Below are 18,869 nucleotides of genomic sequence, written 5' to 3'. Positions count from 1 at the left end.
GGGTCGATGAGGCGGCGCTGGATCTGCCGGCCGACGACAGGCACCACACGCAGGTGGCGCGTCGAACCCCAGCAGATCGTGCACCAGGAGATCGATAACACGTCTCCACCAGCCAGCAGCGGGGACCGGTAGTCGGGAATCCGTGTGGTTCCCGACCGCGTGACACCCCGACCTCAGAGTCGCCGAAGGGAAAACGCCATGGCTGTTCGTCCGCAGGAAGAGTTCGATCCCGACTACGGACCGAGTGGGACTCGCGACAAAGAAGTCGAACCGGAGTTCCGCCCTTACCATCACCCGGCCGCAGGGTGGGGGGCTGCCAAGAGCGTTACCCGATTCCTCGCCCGAGAACAAGAAGGCATCGCTGGTCCACACGCGATTCTGAAAATGAATCACGAGGACGGTGGCTTCGACTGCCCTGGCTGCGCCTGGCCGGACGACATAAAGGGCCTGCACCTGGACATCTGCGAGAACGGCATCAAACACGTCGCGTGGGAGATGACGCACAAGCGGGTCGACCGGGACTTCTTCGCCGCCCACACGGTGAGCGAACTGGCGCGTTGGAGCGAGTTCGACCTGGAGAACCAGGGCAGACTCACCGAGCCGATGAGTTACGACCCCGACACCGACAAGTACGTCCCCATCAGCTGGCCGGAAGCGTTCGAACTCGTCGGGCGCACATTGCGCGAGCTCGACGACCCGAACCAGGCCGCCTACTACACCTCGGGCAGGCTCGGGAACGAGGCGACATTCCTGTACCAACTGCTGGCGCGCGAACTGGGCACCAACAACCTGCCCGACTGCTCCAACATGTGCCACGAGGCGAGCGGGCGCGCCCTGCAGGCGGCGATCGGCACCGGCAAGGGCACCGCCGACCTGGTGGACTGGGAGACCACCGACGCCCTGTTCATCCTTGGCGTCAACGCGGCATCCAACGCGCCACGCATGCTCACCGCGCTCGTGGAGGCGTCCAAGCGCGGCGCCCAGATCGTGCACATCAACCCGCTGGTCGAAGCCGCCGCACGCCGCGCGATCATCCCCCACGATTTCGCGCAGATGGCCACGTTCCATGCGACGCCGACCAGCACGTTGAATCTGCAACCGCGCATCGGCGGCGATCTGGCGCTGCTGCGCGGCATGTCGAAAGCCGTTCTGGAAGAGGCACGTTCGGATTCGAAGGCGATCGACGACGAATTCATCGAGCGGCACACCATCGGTTTCGACGACTATCGCGCCATGTGCGAGAACACCTCGTGGACCGAGATCGAGCGGCAGTCCGGTGTCGAAGTCGCCGACATTCGGAAGGCGGCACGGATCTATTGCGGGGCCGATCGCAGCATTATCAGCTGGTGTCTGGGTGTCACCCAGCATGAGCACGGTGTGGACACGGTGCGGGAAATCGTGAATCTGCTGCTGCTGCGCGGCAATCTGGGTCGCGAGGGCGCAGGCCCGTCGCCCGTGCGCGGGCACAGCAACGTACAGGGCAACCGGACATGCGGCATCGACCACCGCCCCACCACCGAATTCCTCGACCGGCTGGCCCATGTCTGCGAATTCGATCCGCCGCGCGAACACGGCCTCGACACCGTCTCCGCGATCGATGCGATGCACGCGGGGAAGGTAAAGGTTTTCGTCGGAATGGGAGGCAACTTCGCCATTGCCGCGCCCGACACCGCCTACACCTTCGACGCGCTGCGCACATGCGACCTCACAGTCCAGGTCAGCACGAAACTCAACCGTAGCCACCTGGTGCACGGCACCCGCGCGGTGATCCTGCCGTGTCTGGGCCGCACCGAGAAGGACGAGCAACGCGGCGGAATCCAGGAGACCTCGGTCGAGGACTCGATGAGCATGGTGCACCTGTCGAGGGGCATGCGGAAGCCGGCCTCCCCCCACCTGATGTCCGAACCGGCGATCATCGCAGGTATCGCGCGGGCCGCTCTACCCGACAGCGCGACCCCGTGGCAGTACTACGTCGAGGACTACGACCGGATCCGCGACACGATGGCCCATGTACTCGACGGATTCGAGGATTTCAACCGGCGCGTCCGGCTGCCGCTCGGCTTCCGGATCCGCCAGCCCGCGCGAGAACTGGTGTTCCTCACCCCGTCCGGGCGCGCGGAATTCTCCACCGCCGCACTGCCCGACCTGACCAGGGAGCCAGGAACACTGACATTGACGACAATGCGCTCGCATGACCAGTGGAACACCACCATCTACTCCGACAACGATCGCTATCGGGGAGTGAAGAACCTGCGCACTCTGATCTTCATGAACGCGGAGGACATGCGCGAGCGCGGACTCGACCAATTCGACGAGGTCGACATCACCAGCATCGCACGCGATGGCAGCACCCGGTCGGTGCACAATTACAAGGTCATCCCCTACCCCATTCCGCTGGGATGCACCGCCGGCTATATGCCGGAGCTGAACGTGCTGTGCGCGATCGGCGACTACAGCACCCAGAGCGACCAGCCGATCATGAAAAATCTGACGGTCACCGTGCAGCGTTCGAACCGACTGTCCGACAAAGAACTTTCGTAACGAGGTCAGGCATCAGCACGGAAGGAATTCCTTTGCGGAATTTGGCCGAGATTCGATGAATTGACCGCAGCACCGAATTCGTCCACCGATACTAGACGGCGTATATCACGATCTCTCTCGATCGACTCGAGGACCCGCCGACATGCATACCGATCACGCCGGGCTACAAGAAAAATCTGGTCGATATACACGCAGGTCGGAGCGTCGCCGCGACACGGCGGACGAGACCGATAACAATGCAGCCCATGACTGCCACGGTCAGCGGGTTGAGAAATCGGCGGGCAGACCGGGATCACAATGCGTCGCCGCAGCAAGGATTTCGGCCAGATATCGAGGGACTGCGAGCGGTCGCGGTACTGGCCGTTCTTCTATTCCACGCGGGTGCACCCGGGGTCGCAGGCGGTTTCGTCGGTGTGGACGTCTTTTTCGTCATTTCCGGCTATCTCATCACCGGAATCCTCTACCGCGAAGCGGCGGCCACCGGCACTGTCGACCTGATCCGGTTCTATGGTGCGCGGGCACGGCGACTGCTGCCCGCCGCGGGTATCGTGCTGGTGGCCACCGCGATCGCCACAGCGGTGCTGCTGCCGCCACTGCAAGCCCGCCAAGTCCTCGGCGACGGAATTGCGAGCGCAGTGTATGCCGGGAACTATCGGCTCGCGCTGCACGGCACCGATTACCTTGCCGGTGACGCTCCGGCGTCGCCATTCCAGCACTTCTGGTCACTCGGTGTCGAAGAGCAGTTCTATCTGCTGTGGCCTGCGCTGATCATCGCGACGGCCTGGTTCGTGCGGCGGCGCCGAGCCGGCTCGGGCTCGCCGCTGCCCTATCTGATCGTCCTCGCGGTCGTCGCCGCGCTCTCCTTCACGATCTCACTGATCTGGACCAGGACGCTGCCGCCGTGGGCGTTCTTCTCATTGCCTGCACGGGCGTGGGAGCTGGCCATTGGCGGCGTGCTGGCACTCTCGGCCGCCGTGTGGCGCCGGATACCGAAATCAGTAGCCGCTCTCGCCGGATGGGGCGGGCTGATCGGGATCGGCGCGGCATGCGTTCACCTGGACGAGAAAGGACCGTATCCGGGCACCGCGGCACTGGCGCCTGTCCTGGGCGCGGCCCTGGTGATCGTATCCGGGTGTGCCGAAACACGATTCGGTGCAGGTCGAATGCTGGCCGTGCCCTGGATACGGGCGGTGGGCAAAGTTTCGTACTCGTGGTATCTCTGGCACTGGCCGGTGTTGGTGCTGGCTCCGTATGTCCTCGACCACCCGCTCGGGCCGGTCGGCTCGCTCGGAGCGGTCGGCATGGCCGGCGGACTCGCGATGCTCACCCAGTGGTTGGTCGAGGATCCGGTTCGCTTCGCCGCCCCGGTACGGCGTTCGGCCACACTCAGCCTCGCTTGTGGCGGCGCGAGCACCGCGGTCGCCCTGTCCGCCGCGCTGGTCCTGCTCGTGCTCGTGCCCACTCCGGTCGGCCACGGCACGGCGGCGCAGGCCCTCGCTCTCTCGGTACCCCATGCACCGGCCGCTCCCGCCACCGACTCTCGTGACGAGGCGATCCGGCAGTTGATGGCACAAACACATTCCGCGGTAGCGACGTCGGCCGAAATCGGTGCTGTTCCTTCGAATCTCACGCCATCGCTCGCCGCCGCACCCGGCGACAAGGCAGACGTGTTCGTCAATGGGTGTGTGCGGTCTTGGCGCGACGTGGGCCAGGACGAGTGCGCCTCCGGTGATCCGGACTCGGCCACCACGGTCGCGTTGGTCGGCGACTCCCATGCCGCGATGTGGGATCCGGCGTTCGAGCAGGTCGCCGTCCAGCGACACTGGCGGCTGGAAACCATGGCCAAGGTCACCTGCCCACTGCTCGATTTGCCCATTACCAGCCCTTATCTGGGCCGGAAATACGCCGAATGTGAGCAATGGCGCGGCCAAGTCCTCGCTCGGCTGGGCATCGAACGCCCGCGGCTGATCGTGGTGAGTATGTCCAGGCGCTACGGGGGCGACTTCGGCTTCGTGTCCTATGACCGGGCATGGATCGACAGCCTCAACCGCTTGGTAGCTCACCTGCGGACGACCGGATCAGCCGTCCTCGTCCTCGGCGGGATTCCCGATCCGCATGCCACGGTGCCGACGTGCCTGTCCGCGCACATCGATGACGCGTCGGCGTGCGCTCCCACGCGGTCCGAGGCGGTGAACGACGTGGGCATCGCGGCCGAGCGGGCAGCGGCCACCGTCGACGGCGCACAGTATGCCGACCTGACCTCGCTGTTCTGCACCGAAGCGCGCTGCCCCCTCATAGTCGGAAACAACCTGGTGTACCGCGACGACAACCACCTCACCGTCAGCTACGCCCGGACACTCGCACCGGTCATCGGCATGCTCGCCGACCGCGCGCTCGCCATGACCGAGCCGTAGCACCGTGCGTCCGGCGCGACCTGTCGCCAACCCGAATTACCCCGCACCATGGTGGTCAGTGCGGCGGAACCGGGAGCATCTCCATCGTCTGCCAACCGTCGACGGGAACCGTGGCGATGATGAGCTTCGGTGTATCGACTAACGCTTGCGGCCATTCTCGCTGGATCTTGCGGATGAGTGGCGAGGCGAGGTGGTCCTCGACCCCGGCCTCCCGATGCCCTTCCAGCAGAAAGAAGACGCAGGGGTCGTCAACGCTTCGCGACCACCAGCACCAAGCGTTGCTCTCCTCGGCACGAGTCGCTTCGGTGAATTCCTCGACCAAGTCCAGCCACCGCGTGGCCCACTCCGGGCGAACATGAAATCGGATGGCGATCGTCAGCACGATGCTCCTTCGGCGTTGGCACGGACAAACCAGGCGTCGAGCCGATCGCTGAGCGCCACGGATTCGTCGGCAACCGCGGCGACATATGCGTCCGGCCTGATCAGCAGAAAGCCTGGTTGCGCACGAAGATCGGCCGCGACATCCGCGTCGTGCCCACGCAGGTCCGGTTGGTCGAGGGCGACCGCGACATGACGGATGGTGAAAACAGCGCGCCACGGACCCAATCGCTCGGCCAAGACGGCCGTGTCGATGCCGAGATCGGTCACGACCAGGGTGAGCTTGCCGAGGTCGAGAAGTTCGTACAGGCGGGCCGACACCGGTGGACGGTCACCGAGGACAACGACCTCGATATCGGGTATTCGGTCGCCGCTGCGCAACCTGCCGACGCGCCCGCCACCGTGGGCGATCGGGCTGTCGCGGTAGTTTGCGCTCACCTCCCCCAGTACCGCGGTCGCCATATTCTGCACTCGGTCGGTGCCAAGGGCGATCGGTGCGATATGGGTGAGCAGGTGGTAGACGATCGGGTTGGTGGAGTTGAACACCTTTGTCGCGGTCTCGGTAGCGCGGACCAGTTTGCCGATGAGCGGGAGTCGCTCGGTCTGATAGGTATCCAGCAGCGAAGGCTTGGCGTCGCCGGTGCGCACCAACGCAAGTTTCCAGCAGAGATTGATCATGTCCTGGATGCCGGTGTTCATGCCCTGCCCGCCTGCGGGACTGTGCACGTGGGCGGCGTCCCCGCCGAGGAATACGTTGCCGACACGCAAGGTCGCCAAGTGGCGGCTGTTGATGACGAACCAGGAACTCCAGTTCATGTCACGCAACCGGGCCGGCATGGACACGACGCCATCGCAAACACTCTGCAGGTCCTGCAGTGTCGGTGCGTCAGAATCGCGCGACAGCATGTCGGGCGCAGTGGCCATGAAGCGACAGCGATGCTCGGTGATCGGGAAGATCGCCACGAACCCTTTGGCGGACAAAAAGATCGATATCTCGTCCTTCGGTATGTCACCGTCGAGGTGCAGATCAGCCAGAAGATAGCTCTGTGCCAACGAGGTGCCCGCGAACGGAAGCCCGAGAGCGTGCCGGATGCTACTGTGCGCGCCGTCGGCACCGATGAGATAGGCCGCATCGAGTGTCTCCCGAGTGCCGTTGCTGTTCTCGAGCACGGCACGGACCCCGCCGTGCGGGTCGGACGCGTCCTGGGTGAAGGAGATGAGTTCGACACCGCGTTCGACGTCGACGCCCTGCCGGTGGAGTTGCTCGGACAGCAGGCGTTCGGTCTCCGACTGCGGCAGCAGGAGAATGGCTTTGAAGCGCCCCGGTATGCGCTCGAACTCGACCGTCGCCAGCTTTCTGTCTCGACCATAGATCGAGGTTGCGGTGCATTGCTTACCTGCCCGCAGCATCGACTCGCCCACCCCACGTGGTTGCAGCAATTCCACCGTGCGAGCCTGTACCGCCAGCGCCTTGGACGTGGTCGACGGTGCGGGCGACCGATCGATGACGCGGATATCCACGCCCAGTCTCGACAACTCGACGGCCGCGGTCAGCCCGGTCGGCCCGGCACCGACGATCAGGACGGGACGAGCGGGTCTCGATTGATTCATGGTCAGGCTCCCTGCCGGTAATCAACAGCCGGTGGCTTCGACGGTAGCGAGCGGAGCCGGACCTCGTCTTCCGCCGGCACGGTCCGACGGCCCACGAGCGCTCCTGCTCGACCGCTCCGCAACGGTCAAGGCAGTGGACAGCTCGGTCGCCGGGCGATTCCTGTTTGTATCAGGAGACGAACTGCTGTCCGCCGTCGATGTCGTACGTCGCGCCGGTGAGTGCCGTATTACTCATGATGTGGACGGCGAGCGCGGCGACATCGGCCGGTCCGACGACCCGACCGATCGGTAGCGTTGTTCGTAGTTCATTGCGGCGCTCTTCGAGCCGATCTCCGAGCAGCGATGCCGACAACGGGGTGTCGACGAATCCGGCGGCGATCAGGTTGACGCGAACGGGCGCGAGTTCGAGTGCGAGTGCCGCTGTGAACGGCGGCAGCGCGGCGGTGGCGGCGGAAACGATCCCGAGGCCGTGACCGATGCGTCGCCCGCCGGTGCCGCCCATGAGTAGCAGCGTGCCGCCGGGCCTCATCTTGCCGACGGCATTGCGCGCGACCTCGAGCGCCAGCACCACGTGCCCACTGAGTACCTCGCGCACTTGGGCTGAGTCCATCTCGAGCAGCGGTGCGTATTTCGGGCCACCGGCCGTGACCATCACATGGTCGATCTGTTCTGGCAGGTCCTGGAAAAACCGTTGCAGCGAACCCGGGTCATTGGCGTCGAACGCCGCGAAGCGCTGCGCGCCGAGCTCCAGCGCCGCGCGCTCGAGCCGATCGGGATTGCGGCCGACGAGAATGACCTCGGCGCCTTCGGCCCGGGCGCGGCGAGCTGTCTCGAGTCCGATTCCCGCACTGCCGCCGATGACGACGACGGACTGTCCGACCAGATCCGGTTCGTGTCGGGTGGAAACCGAAGAGGTTGCCCTGGTCATGATTCCTCCGATGGATGAGTGCCAGCGGCTGATCACCGGCCGGCGGCGACGCTTGCGAGTAGATATCTCACATTGCCCTGTTCATCCTCATCCCGACAGGCGCGCCATCAGCGTGTCCACCGGTCCGACCTGCCGCTACTCAGGGCAACAGATCGAGAGTCGACCTCTGAAATCGATGGTAGGCGCGGTGGACGGTGACCGCCTAACGACATTGCCGCTACCTGCGTGTCCTAAACGGGCAGCAGGGACTTTCTGTCTGATTCGCGGTGATCTCACGCGAGCGACAGACACGATGCCGCGAATGCGGCAGTTGCGCCGAGCCGCGACGTGGTGGAAGTCCTGGCTTACGCCCACTTCCACCACGTCGCGGCGAGGCATCGAGAATCCGTGTTCAGTCGTTCACGGCCACGTCGGGAGCCTTTTCCGGAGGTGCTGCTTTGGACAACGGATCCGCAATGTCCTCGAGTGCACGGCCTTCGGCGTTCACGCCGAAGAACCAGGCGACCAAACCACCGAAGACCATGGCCACGGCGCCGATGATGTAACCCACCGTGAGCGGGAACCGGTCGGGGTTCGGGTTGTCGGCGCCTCCCACCAGGTGACCGAAGAGGAACGGCGCGATGACGCCACCCGTGCCCTGAGATATGGCGAAGAAGAACGAGATAGCTTGACCGCGCAGTTCGAGTGGGAAGATCTCACTCACGGTGAGATAGGCCGAGGACGCACCGGCCGAAGCGAAGAAGAAGATCGCACACCAAACGGCGGTCTGGGTGGTGGCGTTGAGCATGCCCGCCGAGAACATCCATGCGGAGATGAACAGCAGCACCCCGGATCCGACGTATGTCGCGCAGATCATCTTCCGCCGACCAATGGTGTCGAAGAGCGGACCAAGTACCAACGGGCCAATCAGATTACCCAAGGCGAACGGGAAGAAATAGTAGCCGGTGTGATCGGATGGCACGTCGTAGAAATTGATCAGTACCAGGCCAACGGTAAAGAAGATCGCGTTGTACAAGAAGGCCTGGGTGGCCATCATCGTGAATCCGAGGAAGGAACGGGATGGATATTGTCCGAAGAACACCCGGGCCATCTGCCGATAGGAAAGCCGCACCTCTTCGACGATGTCGAGCGCCTTTCCCTCGTCCACCGGGGGCAGTTCGACGCCCTGACTGCGAACCTGCGCTTCGATTTCGTCGACGGTTCGTTCGGCTTCGGCTGCCCGACCGTGCGTCAGAAGCCAGCGGGGGCTTTCGGGGATGTGCCGACGCAGGAAGATGATGATGAGCCCGAGCACTGGACCGATGAAGAACCCGAGTCGCCATCCCCAATGGGCCGGAATGAGGTCCTCATTGAACAGGAACAGGCTGGCTACCGCACCCAGCGCCGCCCCGCCCCAGTAGGTGCCATTGATCGCGATGTCGACCCGGCCCCGATATTTCGACGGCATGATCTCGTCGATCGCCGAATTGATCGCCGCGTATTCCCCACCGATCCCGGTGCCTGCGATGAAACGGAACAGGTACAGCGACCAACTATTCCAGGCGAAACCCGCCAATCCACTGCCGATCAAATAGATCGCCAAGGTCAGGATGAACAGCTTCTTCCGGCCGAGTTTGTCGGTGAGTCGACCGAACACGAGTGCGCCGACGACCTGACCGGCCAGGTACCAAGACGCCGTGGCGCCGACCTGACCACTCGTCAGGTGCAGACTGTCGATGCTCTGCAGGGCGCCGCCCATGCTACTGACGATCTGGATCTCGATCCCGTCCAGGATCCAGGACACGCCGAGACCTACCACGATGAGCCAGTGGAATTTCGTCCACGGAAGCCGGTCCATCCGAGCGGGGACCAGACTTCGAATGACTTCAGGTTGCATTGCTGTCAATTTGCGATCACCTCAGTTGTCGAAAAATGCTATTTCATCCATGCGCCTATGGGTATCGGATACGACCGTATCGATATTCAAGCCCTATTCTTGATCCTCTCCGCTGCGGCCAGATTTTCGCTCGGACGGGTCCATCGAATTACGGGTGGCGGTTCGATTCAGCTGCGCTGTGCCGCCGGGCTCAGAGAATTCCGCCACTCCGGCGGCCGTGTCGTGCGTATTCCCTCTTCGGGTGCGCCGCCCCATCCACCTCTCGGCGGTCTCGATCGGGGCAATTTCGCCCCAGGCCAGGCACCGCCTCGGCAGGACGCGCTGCGCGCTGCGGACCGGTGCCGCCGGGCTCGGTCCGGAGGGACCTGCCCCGGACTCGAGTCGCGACATGCGCACTGATATCGCCTCTCACCGGTGCTGTGGACCGAGGTTGCGTTCGGGTTACCTGGACGTTGGCTCGCTGTGAATTGTGCCACCGTTTGACGGCACGATACAAGTGTGTCGAGCAGTAACATCTACACCGAGAGCGGGTGGGCGGAGGGCCACGAGATCCGTGAGTTGTGCGAACTGCCGAACTCGAACGACTTGTGATGAAAGGGCTTGTGGCGTACACATGCCGCGCAATCCGTCCGGATTCGGGCGCACTGCGCCCGTGCGCGAGATGATCGAATGCGAGCGGACCCATCCCGTCGAATCTGCGGCTACCGCGCGGCTGAGGACGCTGCCCGTTGCCTCCAGGCCGAGTCCGCAGCCACGCCGAGCGAGAGAGATCCAACAGTCGGCTGGAACAGCAAGTGGTACGGCGGACGGTGGTGATGCGGCCGCTCGAGCCGCCGCTACGAGATCTCCGCCGCCGAGTACAATTTCGATCGACGCGGCAGCCGGCGGATAGACCGCGGGCCGATCACAGGCCCGTAGTCACACCGAGTTCCGTTGCCAGCGTGCGGCCGTCCTCGTCGGCGAGGGCTGCGGCCTGTAGACGTGCCAAACGTCCGGCTGCGTCCGGTTTCCCGGCGAGTTCTTCGGCCGCGCTCATGAGCTCGGCGAAGCTGTCGCTGCCATGCTCGTACGTCGCGCCGTAACCCTTCAGCACCCGTTGACATTCGACGATTTCGCACGCCAGGTCCGCGTCGACGGCGGCGACGGACAGCGCCCTCGCCATCCACTCCTCGATGGCCGCCTGTTCCCGCACGAAGCGCAGCGAGCGTGGGCGCAGCGGGCGCATGCGCGCCATGACCGACAGCGCCGTATTACCGGTGATCGAACTGGTGTTGACGATCATGCCCTTGTGCGTCACCTTGCGCACCAGTCGCTGGAATGCGGTCGACCGGCGTAGTGTCGCGCCGAGCCAGGTCGGCAAGGTGTCGGTGATCTCGTCGATTTGCGGGTGCAGGTACTCGCGAACCTGGATGAGCTGATCGGGCTCGGCGCGGGCCTCCGCACGGATACGGGACATGCGATGCTGCCGGATCTTCTGCTGCGCGACCTGGATCGTGTCCTGGTAGCACATCCATAGGGCGAGGTGCCGGGCGCCCTCGGTGGTCAGCCGGGCCGCGCCGTCGGTGTCCGGGTCGACGGCGGCGAACTTACCGACCCGCTCCAAGTACCGCCGCGCGTACGCCGGATTCTGGTACACCGCGGTCCGGACGAGGCCGTGCAAAATCATCGACCGCGCCGCGGCGGGCAGGTCTGCGACATCGGCGGCGAGCGGTCGAAGTTTCCGGCCGACGAGAGCACCCGGATCGGTGGCCGCGATCTCGTTGCGGCGCTTCTCCTCTCGCGCTTTGCGCTCCTGCGCCGACAACGGCCTCGGTGTCAGGGTGAGTTCCACCGGCTGGGATGTGCGCGAGGGATCGGCCGGGCGGGCGGCGGCAGCGAAGCCGCCGGCGAACGCCTTCAGCGACTGGTCGACGCCTTTGCCGAAGTCACGGATGGGCCGCTCGAACTGCTCCCTGGTGAAGGGCAGCGCACCCGATCCGGCCAGCGCCCCGAACAGTGCGGCACTGATCACGCTGCGCGCGTCCTCGGCCATCGCCATGAACTCGGCGGAGATCAACCGCTTCGATCCAGTTCGGGCAGCGGAAAGCAGCGCCTCGTTGTCGACCCGACCGTCGCCGAGCGCCATACGCTCGTTGATCGAATACACCCGGTGCGTCGACGTGATCAGGGTGGTCCGGTCCGGGGTGGCGAAGCCGCGCTGGACGGCGCGCCCGGCCTCCATCAGCTCAGAGGCGATGACGACATCCACCTCACCCGGTGTGGGGAACACGCTGAGAATGGGCTCGGTACGTCGGGTGCCGGCGGCCTCGCGGGATTCGGTCCCGACCGGCGTCGGGGGGAAGAGTTCGACGTAGTACACGGTGGAACCGGTGCGCTGGGCGACACCAGGCACCGATGTGGTCTGCGCGAAGTAACCGGCCTGCTCCGCGACGGCCACGACCCAGTCGGCGAGGACGCCGCCCCCCTCGCCGCCCATCGCCAGGATCGCCAGCGTCAGTGGGCGTTGCCCGTCATACCAACTCGACATCACAGACCTCCAACTCGGCCGCGCGGCGCTCGATTCCCCACACGAGCAGTCCGATCCACCAGGTGCGCAGTCGCGCCAGCAGGCGGTCCTTGCGGGTGGGGTTGTAGACCACATCGGTGCGATAGAACGACGGGCACAGCACGGCGGCGTGCGCGTTCGCGCCGCAAACCCCGCAGCCGACGCAGCTGTCCAGCACGGTCGCGATGGGGTCGGTGCGCATCGGGTCGGGGTTGTCGCTGATGGTCAGCGACGGGCAACCGGAGACCCGGATACAGGCGTGGTCACCGGTACAGGTCTCAGGGTCGACGCCGAAGCGTTCCCGGACGACCCGTTTTCCGTCCTTCAGCGCCTTCGTGCGCTTCGTCTTCTCCCGACGTTGCGCGTTGAGCTGGCACTCACTCTGCATCACCAGGACCTTGGGCCCCGGTTCGTCGGTGGTGAGCGCCTCGATGAACGTATCTCGGACTGTGGTGACGTCGTAGGTGTGGTCGATCGTCTTGGCCCACTTCACCCCGATGGCGCGGACCGCCTTCTCGATCGGGTGCCTGGTAGATCGCATGGGGAGGTCGGCGTGCGAGGACAGGATGTCCTGCCCGCCGGTGGCCGCGGCATAGTCGTTGTCCACGACGACCGTCAACTGGTCGTTCTTGTTGAACACCGCATTGCCGATTCCGCTGGTCAGCCCGTTATGCCAGAAGCCGCCATCGCCCATCACCGCGATCGTTCTCCGGTCGGCGCCGGTTGAGTTCAGCGCGGCCGCACCGGCCGACCCGAGCCCGTAACCCATGGTCGTGGCTCCGAGGTTGAACGGTTCGTTGATCGCGAAAAGATGGCAGCCGATATCCGCGCTGATATGGTGCTGACCGGTTTCGCGTTCGGCGAGCTTGAGCCCGGCGAAGATCGGCCGTTCCGGGCAGCCGGTACACAGACCGGGCGGGCGCGGCTGCACGATCTGTGGCTCGACTCGGGCGGCGAACGGGCTGGTCGGATCGTCGACCGGGCGCAGCAGTGCGGGTTCGGCGGTGATGACCTCCGGCAGGTACTCGCCGAGAAAGGCGTGCAGTCCGCGAGTGACGACCAGGGAGGTGTACTCACCCCCCGCAGCCAGCAAGTCCTTGCCGTGCAATGCGGTTCGCACATCCGCGCGACGCAGGATGGTGTTGATGTTCTGTTCGATGTAGTCGGGCTGGCCCTCCTCGACCAACAGCACGGCGCGCTTGTCCCGGCAGAAGTCGATGACTTCGGAGTCGATCACCGGGTAGGCCACATTCATCACGTACATCGGCACCTGGGTGCGGCCGAACGCATCCGAGCAGCCAAGCAACTCCATCGAACGGTTGACCGTGTTGTAGAGACCGCCCTGAACGATGATTCCGACATCGGCGAGATCGTTGCCGAACACCTCGTTGAGCTTGCGCTCGGTGATGTACTTCACCGCCGCCGGCCAGCGGTCTTCGATCTTTTCTCGCTCATGCTGGAAGCTGGCCGGCGGCAATACGATTCGACTGACGTCCCGTTTCGGCTGCTGCGCCGCCTCGGTCACCGTCATCGGCGGCCGCTGGTTGTCCTTGGCCTCGAACCCACCGTGCAGGTGGCATGAGCGTAACCGCAGTAGCAGGAAGACCGGGGTGTTGCTGGCTTCGGAGAGTTCGAATCCTGCCTCGACCGCGTCGACGATCGCCGCGACGTTCGGCCGCGGATCCAGCAACCACATCTGGGATTTCATGGCGAACGCGTGTGAACGTTCCTGCATGATGCTGGAGCCCTCGCCGTAGTCCTCCCCGAGGATCACCAGCGCACCGCCGGTCACGCCGCCGCTCGACAGGTTGGCCAGCGCGTCGGCGGCCACATTCGTACCGACCGTCGACTTGAAGGTGATCGCGCCGCGCAGCGGATAGTGTACCGACGCGGCCAGCATCGCCGCGGCCGTGGCCTCGGAGGCACTGTTCTCGAAATAGACGCCGAGTTCGTCGAGGACTTCCTTGGCGTCGCCGAGCACATCCATCAGATGGGAGATCGGGGCGCCCTGGTAGCCGCCGACGTAGGCGACTCCCGACTGCAACAGCGCCTTGGTGACCGCCAGAATGCCCTCGACGTGCAAGGTGCTCCCCGCGCCCTGCCGTAGCTTGCCGACCTCGTTGGCGAATGACCGTTCGGCCATGGTTGTCCTCCTTGCGGTGGCTTATTTCTCGATCTGGCCGAGCACGCGCGCTGGGATTCGGGAGCCGACGACGATTGGCAGCGCGGGCCCCCGCGTCGGCGCCGACGGTCTCCGCACGCCGAACCCGGTCGGCGACAACTGCTCGATGGGCCTCGTCACGCAGCCGATGGACACCGGAGTGTGACCTTCGTTGCCCTCAGGCGCGCCGGTATCCCTCGAGGATCGAGTCGTCGACGTCCGGCAGGTTGACGACGATATTGTCGGGCGTGCGGCAGGTCAGCCACACCAACTTCTCCGTGGTGCTCATATTCACTTCGACGTGCGGCATGAACGGCGGCACGAACACGAAGTCGCCTTCGCTCATATCGACGTATTCCTCGTAGTTCTCGCCGAAGTAGATGCGCGCCACCCCGGTGAGCACATAGCCGCCGGTCTCCGCCTCGCCGTGGTGGTGCGGCAGCGACCGGTAGCCGGGATCGTTGGTCACCTTGCCGTACCAGATCCTGGTGGCCGGCGTGTGCTGCGGGCTGACGCCCGATATCCGGACGGCGCCGCCGGACTGGGCGGTTCCGGTGTCTTCCTGTCCGGCCCGGGTGACGATGGGAACTACCCGGGTGTTGGCAACGTCGGTCATCGGGTTTCCTTTCCGTTCCGCTCTGCGGAGTTGATCTCGGTGCGATGCGGGGTGATGCGGTTGCGAAGCAAGCCGATTCCTTCGATCTCCGTCTCCACCACGTCATCTGCGCGCAGGAACCGGGGCGGTTCGGCGGCGATGCCGACGCCGCCCGGCGTTCCGGTCAGCACGACGTCACCGGGTCGGAGCGTGGTGAATTCGGAGATGTAGGACAGCAGATGTGCCGGAGCGAAGACTAGGTCGTCGGTGGATCCGACCTGTTCGATCTCGCCATTGACCCGGCAGGTGATGCGCAAACCGGCGGTGGGATCGATCTCGTCGGGCGTGACCAGGTCCGGACCGAGCGGCGTGGTCGCGTCGAATGCCTTGCCCTGCAACCACTGCGAGGTCCGGCGCTGCCAGCCGCGCACGGAGAAGTCGTTGGCGACGGTATACCCGGCAATGCCCGCCGACGCGGTTTCGGGATCGGCATCGCTGAGCACCGCTCCGACGACCACCGCGAGCTCGGCTTCCCAGTCGAGCCGCACGGCATCGGCGGGGCCCGGAAGAGCGATGTCGGCGTCCCACGCGGTGAGGGTGTCTGCGAATTTCGCGAAGAGGGTGGGGAATTGCGGGCTCGACGCGCCCATCTCGGCGATGTGGGCCCGATAGTTGTGGCCGCAGCACACGATCTTGGCCGGCGCGGTCACCAAGGGCGCCGACCGTCCCTCACTCGCGGGCTGGCGGGCGGCGAGCGTCGGCCCGGACCGCCAGTTCGGCGCGGTGACCAGTGTGCCGACATCCCGAGCAAGGGTCGCGCGCCACCTCCCGTCGAGTTGCACTTCGGCGCGACTGCCGCCGTCGTCGGAAAGAACTGTGCGCAAACGCATCGCAGGTGCACTCCAGGGGTCGATCAGGAACGCGTAATATAGCGCTCAATTGACGGCAGTCAGGATATCACCATATTCTGCACGGACCAACCCTTCGAAGAATCGGCTCGCCATGTGCGGGTCCGCTCGAGAAAGAGGCGCCATGACCATTGAACGGATCAACCCGCCCACCCTGGCGAAGCCTTCGGGATTCGCGCATGCCACGCGCTATCGCGACATCGTTCACCTGGCCGGTCAGACGGCCCTCACGGCCGAGGGGATGATCGTCGAAGGTGGACTCCTCGCACAGTTCCGTCAGGCGTTGTCCAACGTGCTCACCGCACTCCAGGCGGCCGGCGGCAAGCCCGAGAACCTCCTCAGCGTTACGATCTACCTGTTGGACATTCCGGAGTATCAGGCCAACGGCAAGGAGATCGGCCGCATCTGGCGCGAGCTGGCCGGTACCGAATATCCGGCGATGGCCGGCATCGGCGTCACGTCGCTGTGGCAGCCCGACGCGTTGGTCGAGATCCAAGCCGTAGCCGCGCTGACCGCCGCGTCGGACTGAGCCTGGTCCAGGTTCCGGTACGACAGCCGAGTCCGTTCGCAACCGCTGTCGGCCGACCAGGTCGGTGAGCGCGTGACCGGGATCGATACGGCGCAGCCCGGCAGCGCCGCCGGCCATCGGATGTCGGCCCGAGACGCCGTGCCAGGGCCGCATACGCCGATATCAACGGAATATGTCCATCAACCTCAATACCGCGCCCTACCCCTGACATCCCGGGCTGGTCCGATGAACCAACATCCCGACCATGCGACGGTCGTCGACAAAATGCGATGCCAATGGGAGCCTTCCTGGTTCCACAGTTCCGAAAGCGCTCACCCTATGCTCACACCTTCCGCCTACACGGATACCTTTTGCCGGGACAATCTCCCGCCCGCCACAGATTGGCCCGATTTCGTCTTCGACCTGCCCGGGCTGCACTACCCGGACCGGCTCAACTGCGCGACCGCCCTGCTCGATACCACGGTGGCCACCCACGGGCGGGAGCAACCGTGCCTGCACACCGCCGACCAAACGTGGACCTACGGCGACCTGCTGGACCGCGCGAACCAGATCGCGCACGTGCTCACCAGCGACTTCGGCCTGGTTCCCGGTAATCGGGTGCTGCTGCGTGCCCCCAACACCGCGTGGCTGATCGCCTGCTGGTTCGGGATAGTGAAAGCGGGCGGGGTGGTGGTGACAACCATGCCGCTGCTGCGCGCACCCGAGTTGACGAAGCTGATCGAGTTGACGCGCCCCCTGCTCGCACTCTGCGACAGCCGGCTGCTCGACGAATTGTCCGCCGCCGATCCCGCATTGCCGGTTGTCCCGGTCGGCGGGCCGACCGCCGATGATCTCACCGCCCGCGCCGCGACCAAACCCACATTGTTCACCGATGTCGAGACCGCCGCCGACGATGTCGTACTCCTCGCGCCGACCTCCGGCACAACGGGCATTCCCAAGGCGACGATGCATTTTCACCGCGACGTGCTCGCCAATGCCGACACGTTCTCGGAGTATGTGGTGGCGCCGCGGCGCGATGACGTCTTCATCGGAACACCGCCACTGGCGTTCACCTTCGGCCTCGGCGGGCTGATGGTTTTCCCGCTCCGCGTCGGGGCATCGGTGGTGCTGCCCGAGAAGACCGACCCGGACACGCTCGTCGACGCTATCGAAAAGTACGCGGTCACGGTGCTGTTCACCGCGCCGACCACCTACAAGGCGCTGCTCAAACGTGATGACCTCGAACGGGTGAAGTCCCTGCGCCGCTGTGTCTCGGCGGGCGAACACCTCCCGGAGGTCGTGTACACGAACTTCCACGAACGCACCGGCCTGCGGATCATCAACGGGATCGGTGGCACCGAGTTGCTGCATGTCTTCATCTCCGCTGCGGACGACGATATCCGGCCCGGTTCCACCGGCCGAGTGGTTCCGGGCTACCGCGCCGAGATCCAGGATGAGCAGGGACACCCGGTCCCGGATGGCACACCCGGGCTGCTGGCGGTCAAGGGCCCGACCGGATGCCGGTACCTCGCGGATCCGCGTCAGCGCGACTACGTCCGCAACGGCTGGAACATGACCGGGGACAGCTACACCCGTGACGCCGACGGATACTTCTGGTATCACTCGCGCAGCGACGACATGATCGTCTCGGCCGGATACAACATCGGCGCCCCGGAAGTCGAGGCCGTCCTCGACCAACACCCGGACGTGGTCGAAAGTGGCGTTATCGGGATACCGGACGCCGATCGCGGCATGATCGTGCACGCCGCGGTCGTGCTCCGGGCCGGCGTGCGTCCCGATCCGGACAAGGCTCGCGAATTGCAGGGCTTCTTCAAAGCCACCGCGGCACCCTACAAATATCCCCGCAGCATCGAGTTCGTCGACAGCCTGCCGCGCAATCAGAGCGGCAAGGTGCAACGGTTCAAGATCCGCGAACGCTGGAGTGCCACGCGATGACCCGGGCCGTTATCGAACGCCTGGTCGACTGGCAGGACACCGACGCGGCCGGGCACTATCACCACGGCACCGTTATTCGCTGGGTCGAGGCCGCGGAGGCCGCGCTGCTGAACCGCTTCGGCCTCCAGTGGCTCTTCGGTCAGATCCCGCGGGTTCGCTACGAGGTCGACTATGTCGACCGGTTGTGGTTCGGCGACACCGCGTCGATCGAATTGACCGTGGGCAAGTTGGGCACTTCATCGGTGCGCTACGACTTCGTCGTCACCAGGATTCCGGCGGCCGGACAGGCCGAACCGAGTCCCGCGACAATCGCGGCGCGGGGCACTTTGATCGCGGTCTATGCACCCGACCCCACCGCCGGCGCCCAACCATGGCCGACGAATGTCGCTGCCGCGCTCCAGGAAACGTGGACGCCGCACACCGGATGAAAGACCGGTGCTCACCCGAC

The 18,869-nt window shown here is 65.1% G+C and carries 14 protein-coding genes; 6 read left to right on the top strand and 8 right to left on the bottom strand.

Features of this window, described 5'->3' with window-relative positions; all coding sequences use genetic code 11:
• The first annotated feature begins 198 nt into the window (after nt 1-198).
• Nucleotides 199-2,541 (top strand): FdhF/YdeP family oxidoreductase, encoded by a 2,343-nt coding sequence (locus AB0C34_RS19675; RefSeq protein WP_357074602.1) that lies wholly within the window; start codon nt 199-201, stop codon nt 2,539-2,541.
• A gap of 245 nt (nt 2,542-2,786) precedes the next feature.
• Nucleotides 2,787-4,955 carry an acyltransferase family protein gene (locus tag AB0C34_RS19670; RefSeq protein WP_357074599.1) on the top strand — a complete coding sequence of 723 codons (2,169 nt, stop codon included), beginning with the start codon at nt 2,787-2,789 and terminating at the stop codon, nt 4,953-4,955.
• A 55-nt stretch (nt 4,956-5,010) separates the two neighbouring features.
• On the opposite strand, the gene AB0C34_RS19665 is transcribed toward AB0C34_RS19670, so the two are convergent.
• The 6 genes from AB0C34_RS19665 to AB0C34_RS19640 all read right to left on the bottom strand — a co-directional run bounded on the left by AB0C34_RS19665 (nt 5,011) and on the right by AB0C34_RS19640 (nt 14,436).
• Nucleotides 5,011-5,337: a putative quinol monooxygenase gene (locus AB0C34_RS19665; protein WP_357074596.1), complete on the bottom strand. Its 327-nt coding sequence runs from the start codon at nt 5,335-5,337 to the stop codon at nt 5,011-5,013.
• Complete coding sequence (locus AB0C34_RS19660) at nt 5,331-6,944, bottom strand: FAD-dependent monooxygenase (RefSeq protein WP_357074593.1); 1,614 nt, start codon at nt 6,942-6,944, stop codon at nt 5,331-5,333. Before AB0C34_RS19660 ends, AB0C34_RS19665 begins: the two co-directional genes overlap by 7 nt.
• Before the next feature lie 169 nt (nt 6,945-7,113).
• Nucleotides 7,114-7,872, bottom strand: coding sequence for an SDR family oxidoreductase (locus AB0C34_RS19655; RefSeq protein WP_357074590.1), 759 nt, complete (start codon nt 7,870-7,872; stop codon nt 7,114-7,116).
• Between the two features lie 391 nt (nt 7,873-8,263).
• Complete coding sequence (locus tag AB0C34_RS19650) at nt 8,264-9,748, bottom strand: MFS transporter (protein ID WP_357074587.1); 1,485 nt, start codon at nt 9,746-9,748, stop codon at nt 8,264-8,266.
• 904 nt (nt 9,749-10,652) lie between these two features.
• A complete protein-coding gene (locus tag AB0C34_RS19645; protein WP_357074584.1) occupies nt 10,653-12,275 on the bottom strand; it encodes an indolepyruvate oxidoreductase subunit beta family protein in 1,623 nt (540 codons plus the stop codon).
• Nucleotides 12,259-14,436: an indolepyruvate ferredoxin oxidoreductase subunit alpha gene (locus tag AB0C34_RS19640; RefSeq protein ID WP_357074580.1), complete on the bottom strand. Its 2,178-nt coding sequence runs from the start codon at nt 14,434-14,436 to the stop codon at nt 12,259-12,261. The genes AB0C34_RS19645 and AB0C34_RS19640 overlap by 17 nt, the downstream gene beginning before the upstream one ends.
• Here AB0C34_RS19640 and AB0C34_RS19635 point away from each other — a divergent pair.
• A complete protein-coding gene (locus tag AB0C34_RS19635) occupies nt 14,435-14,620 on the top strand; it encodes a hypothetical protein (RefSeq protein ID WP_357074577.1) in 186 nt (61 codons plus the stop codon). The two genes, AB0C34_RS19640 and AB0C34_RS19635, sit on opposite strands and share 2 nt — an antisense overlap.
• Nucleotides 14,621-14,632: 12 nt before the next feature.
• Here AB0C34_RS19635 and AB0C34_RS19630 read toward each other — a convergent pair whose 3' ends face one another.
• A complete protein-coding gene (locus tag AB0C34_RS19630) occupies nt 14,633-15,070 on the bottom strand; it encodes a cupin domain-containing protein (RefSeq protein ID WP_357074574.1) in 438 nt (145 codons plus the stop codon).
• Complete coding sequence (locus AB0C34_RS19625; protein WP_357074571.1) at nt 15,067-15,939, bottom strand: fumarylacetoacetate hydrolase family protein; 873 nt, start codon at nt 15,937-15,939, stop codon at nt 15,067-15,069. Before AB0C34_RS19625 ends, AB0C34_RS19630 begins: the two co-directional genes overlap by 4 nt.
• Before the next feature lie 142 nt (nt 15,940-16,081).
• On the opposite strand from AB0C34_RS19625, the gene AB0C34_RS19620 reads away from it, so the two are divergent.
• The 3 genes from AB0C34_RS19620 (at nt 16,082) to AB0C34_RS19610 (ending at nt 18,849) form a co-directional block, all read left to right on the top strand.
• Entirely contained in the window at nt 16,082-16,486 is a 405-nt protein-coding gene (locus tag AB0C34_RS19620) for a RidA family protein (RefSeq protein ID WP_357074568.1), read from the top strand.
• 318 nt (nt 16,487-16,804) lie between these two features.
• Complete coding sequence (locus AB0C34_RS19615; protein ID WP_357074565.1) at nt 16,805-18,421, top strand: AMP-binding protein; 1,617 nt, start codon at nt 16,805-16,807, stop codon at nt 18,419-18,421.
• Nucleotides 18,418-18,849: an acyl-CoA thioesterase gene (locus AB0C34_RS19610; RefSeq protein WP_357074562.1), complete on the top strand. Its 432-nt coding sequence runs from the start codon at nt 18,418-18,420 to the stop codon at nt 18,847-18,849. Before AB0C34_RS19615 ends, AB0C34_RS19610 begins: the two co-directional genes overlap by 4 nt.
• Nucleotides 18,850-18,869: the final 20 nt, after the last annotated feature.

It is taken from the genome of Nocardia sp. NPDC049220 (assembly GCF_040647855.1).
Taxonomy (GTDB): domain Bacteria; phylum Actinomycetota; class Actinomycetes; order Mycobacteriales; family Mycobacteriaceae; genus Nocardia.
Note: the sequence above shows the minus strand (reverse complement) of the source record. Positions and strands in the feature narration are given on the sequence as shown.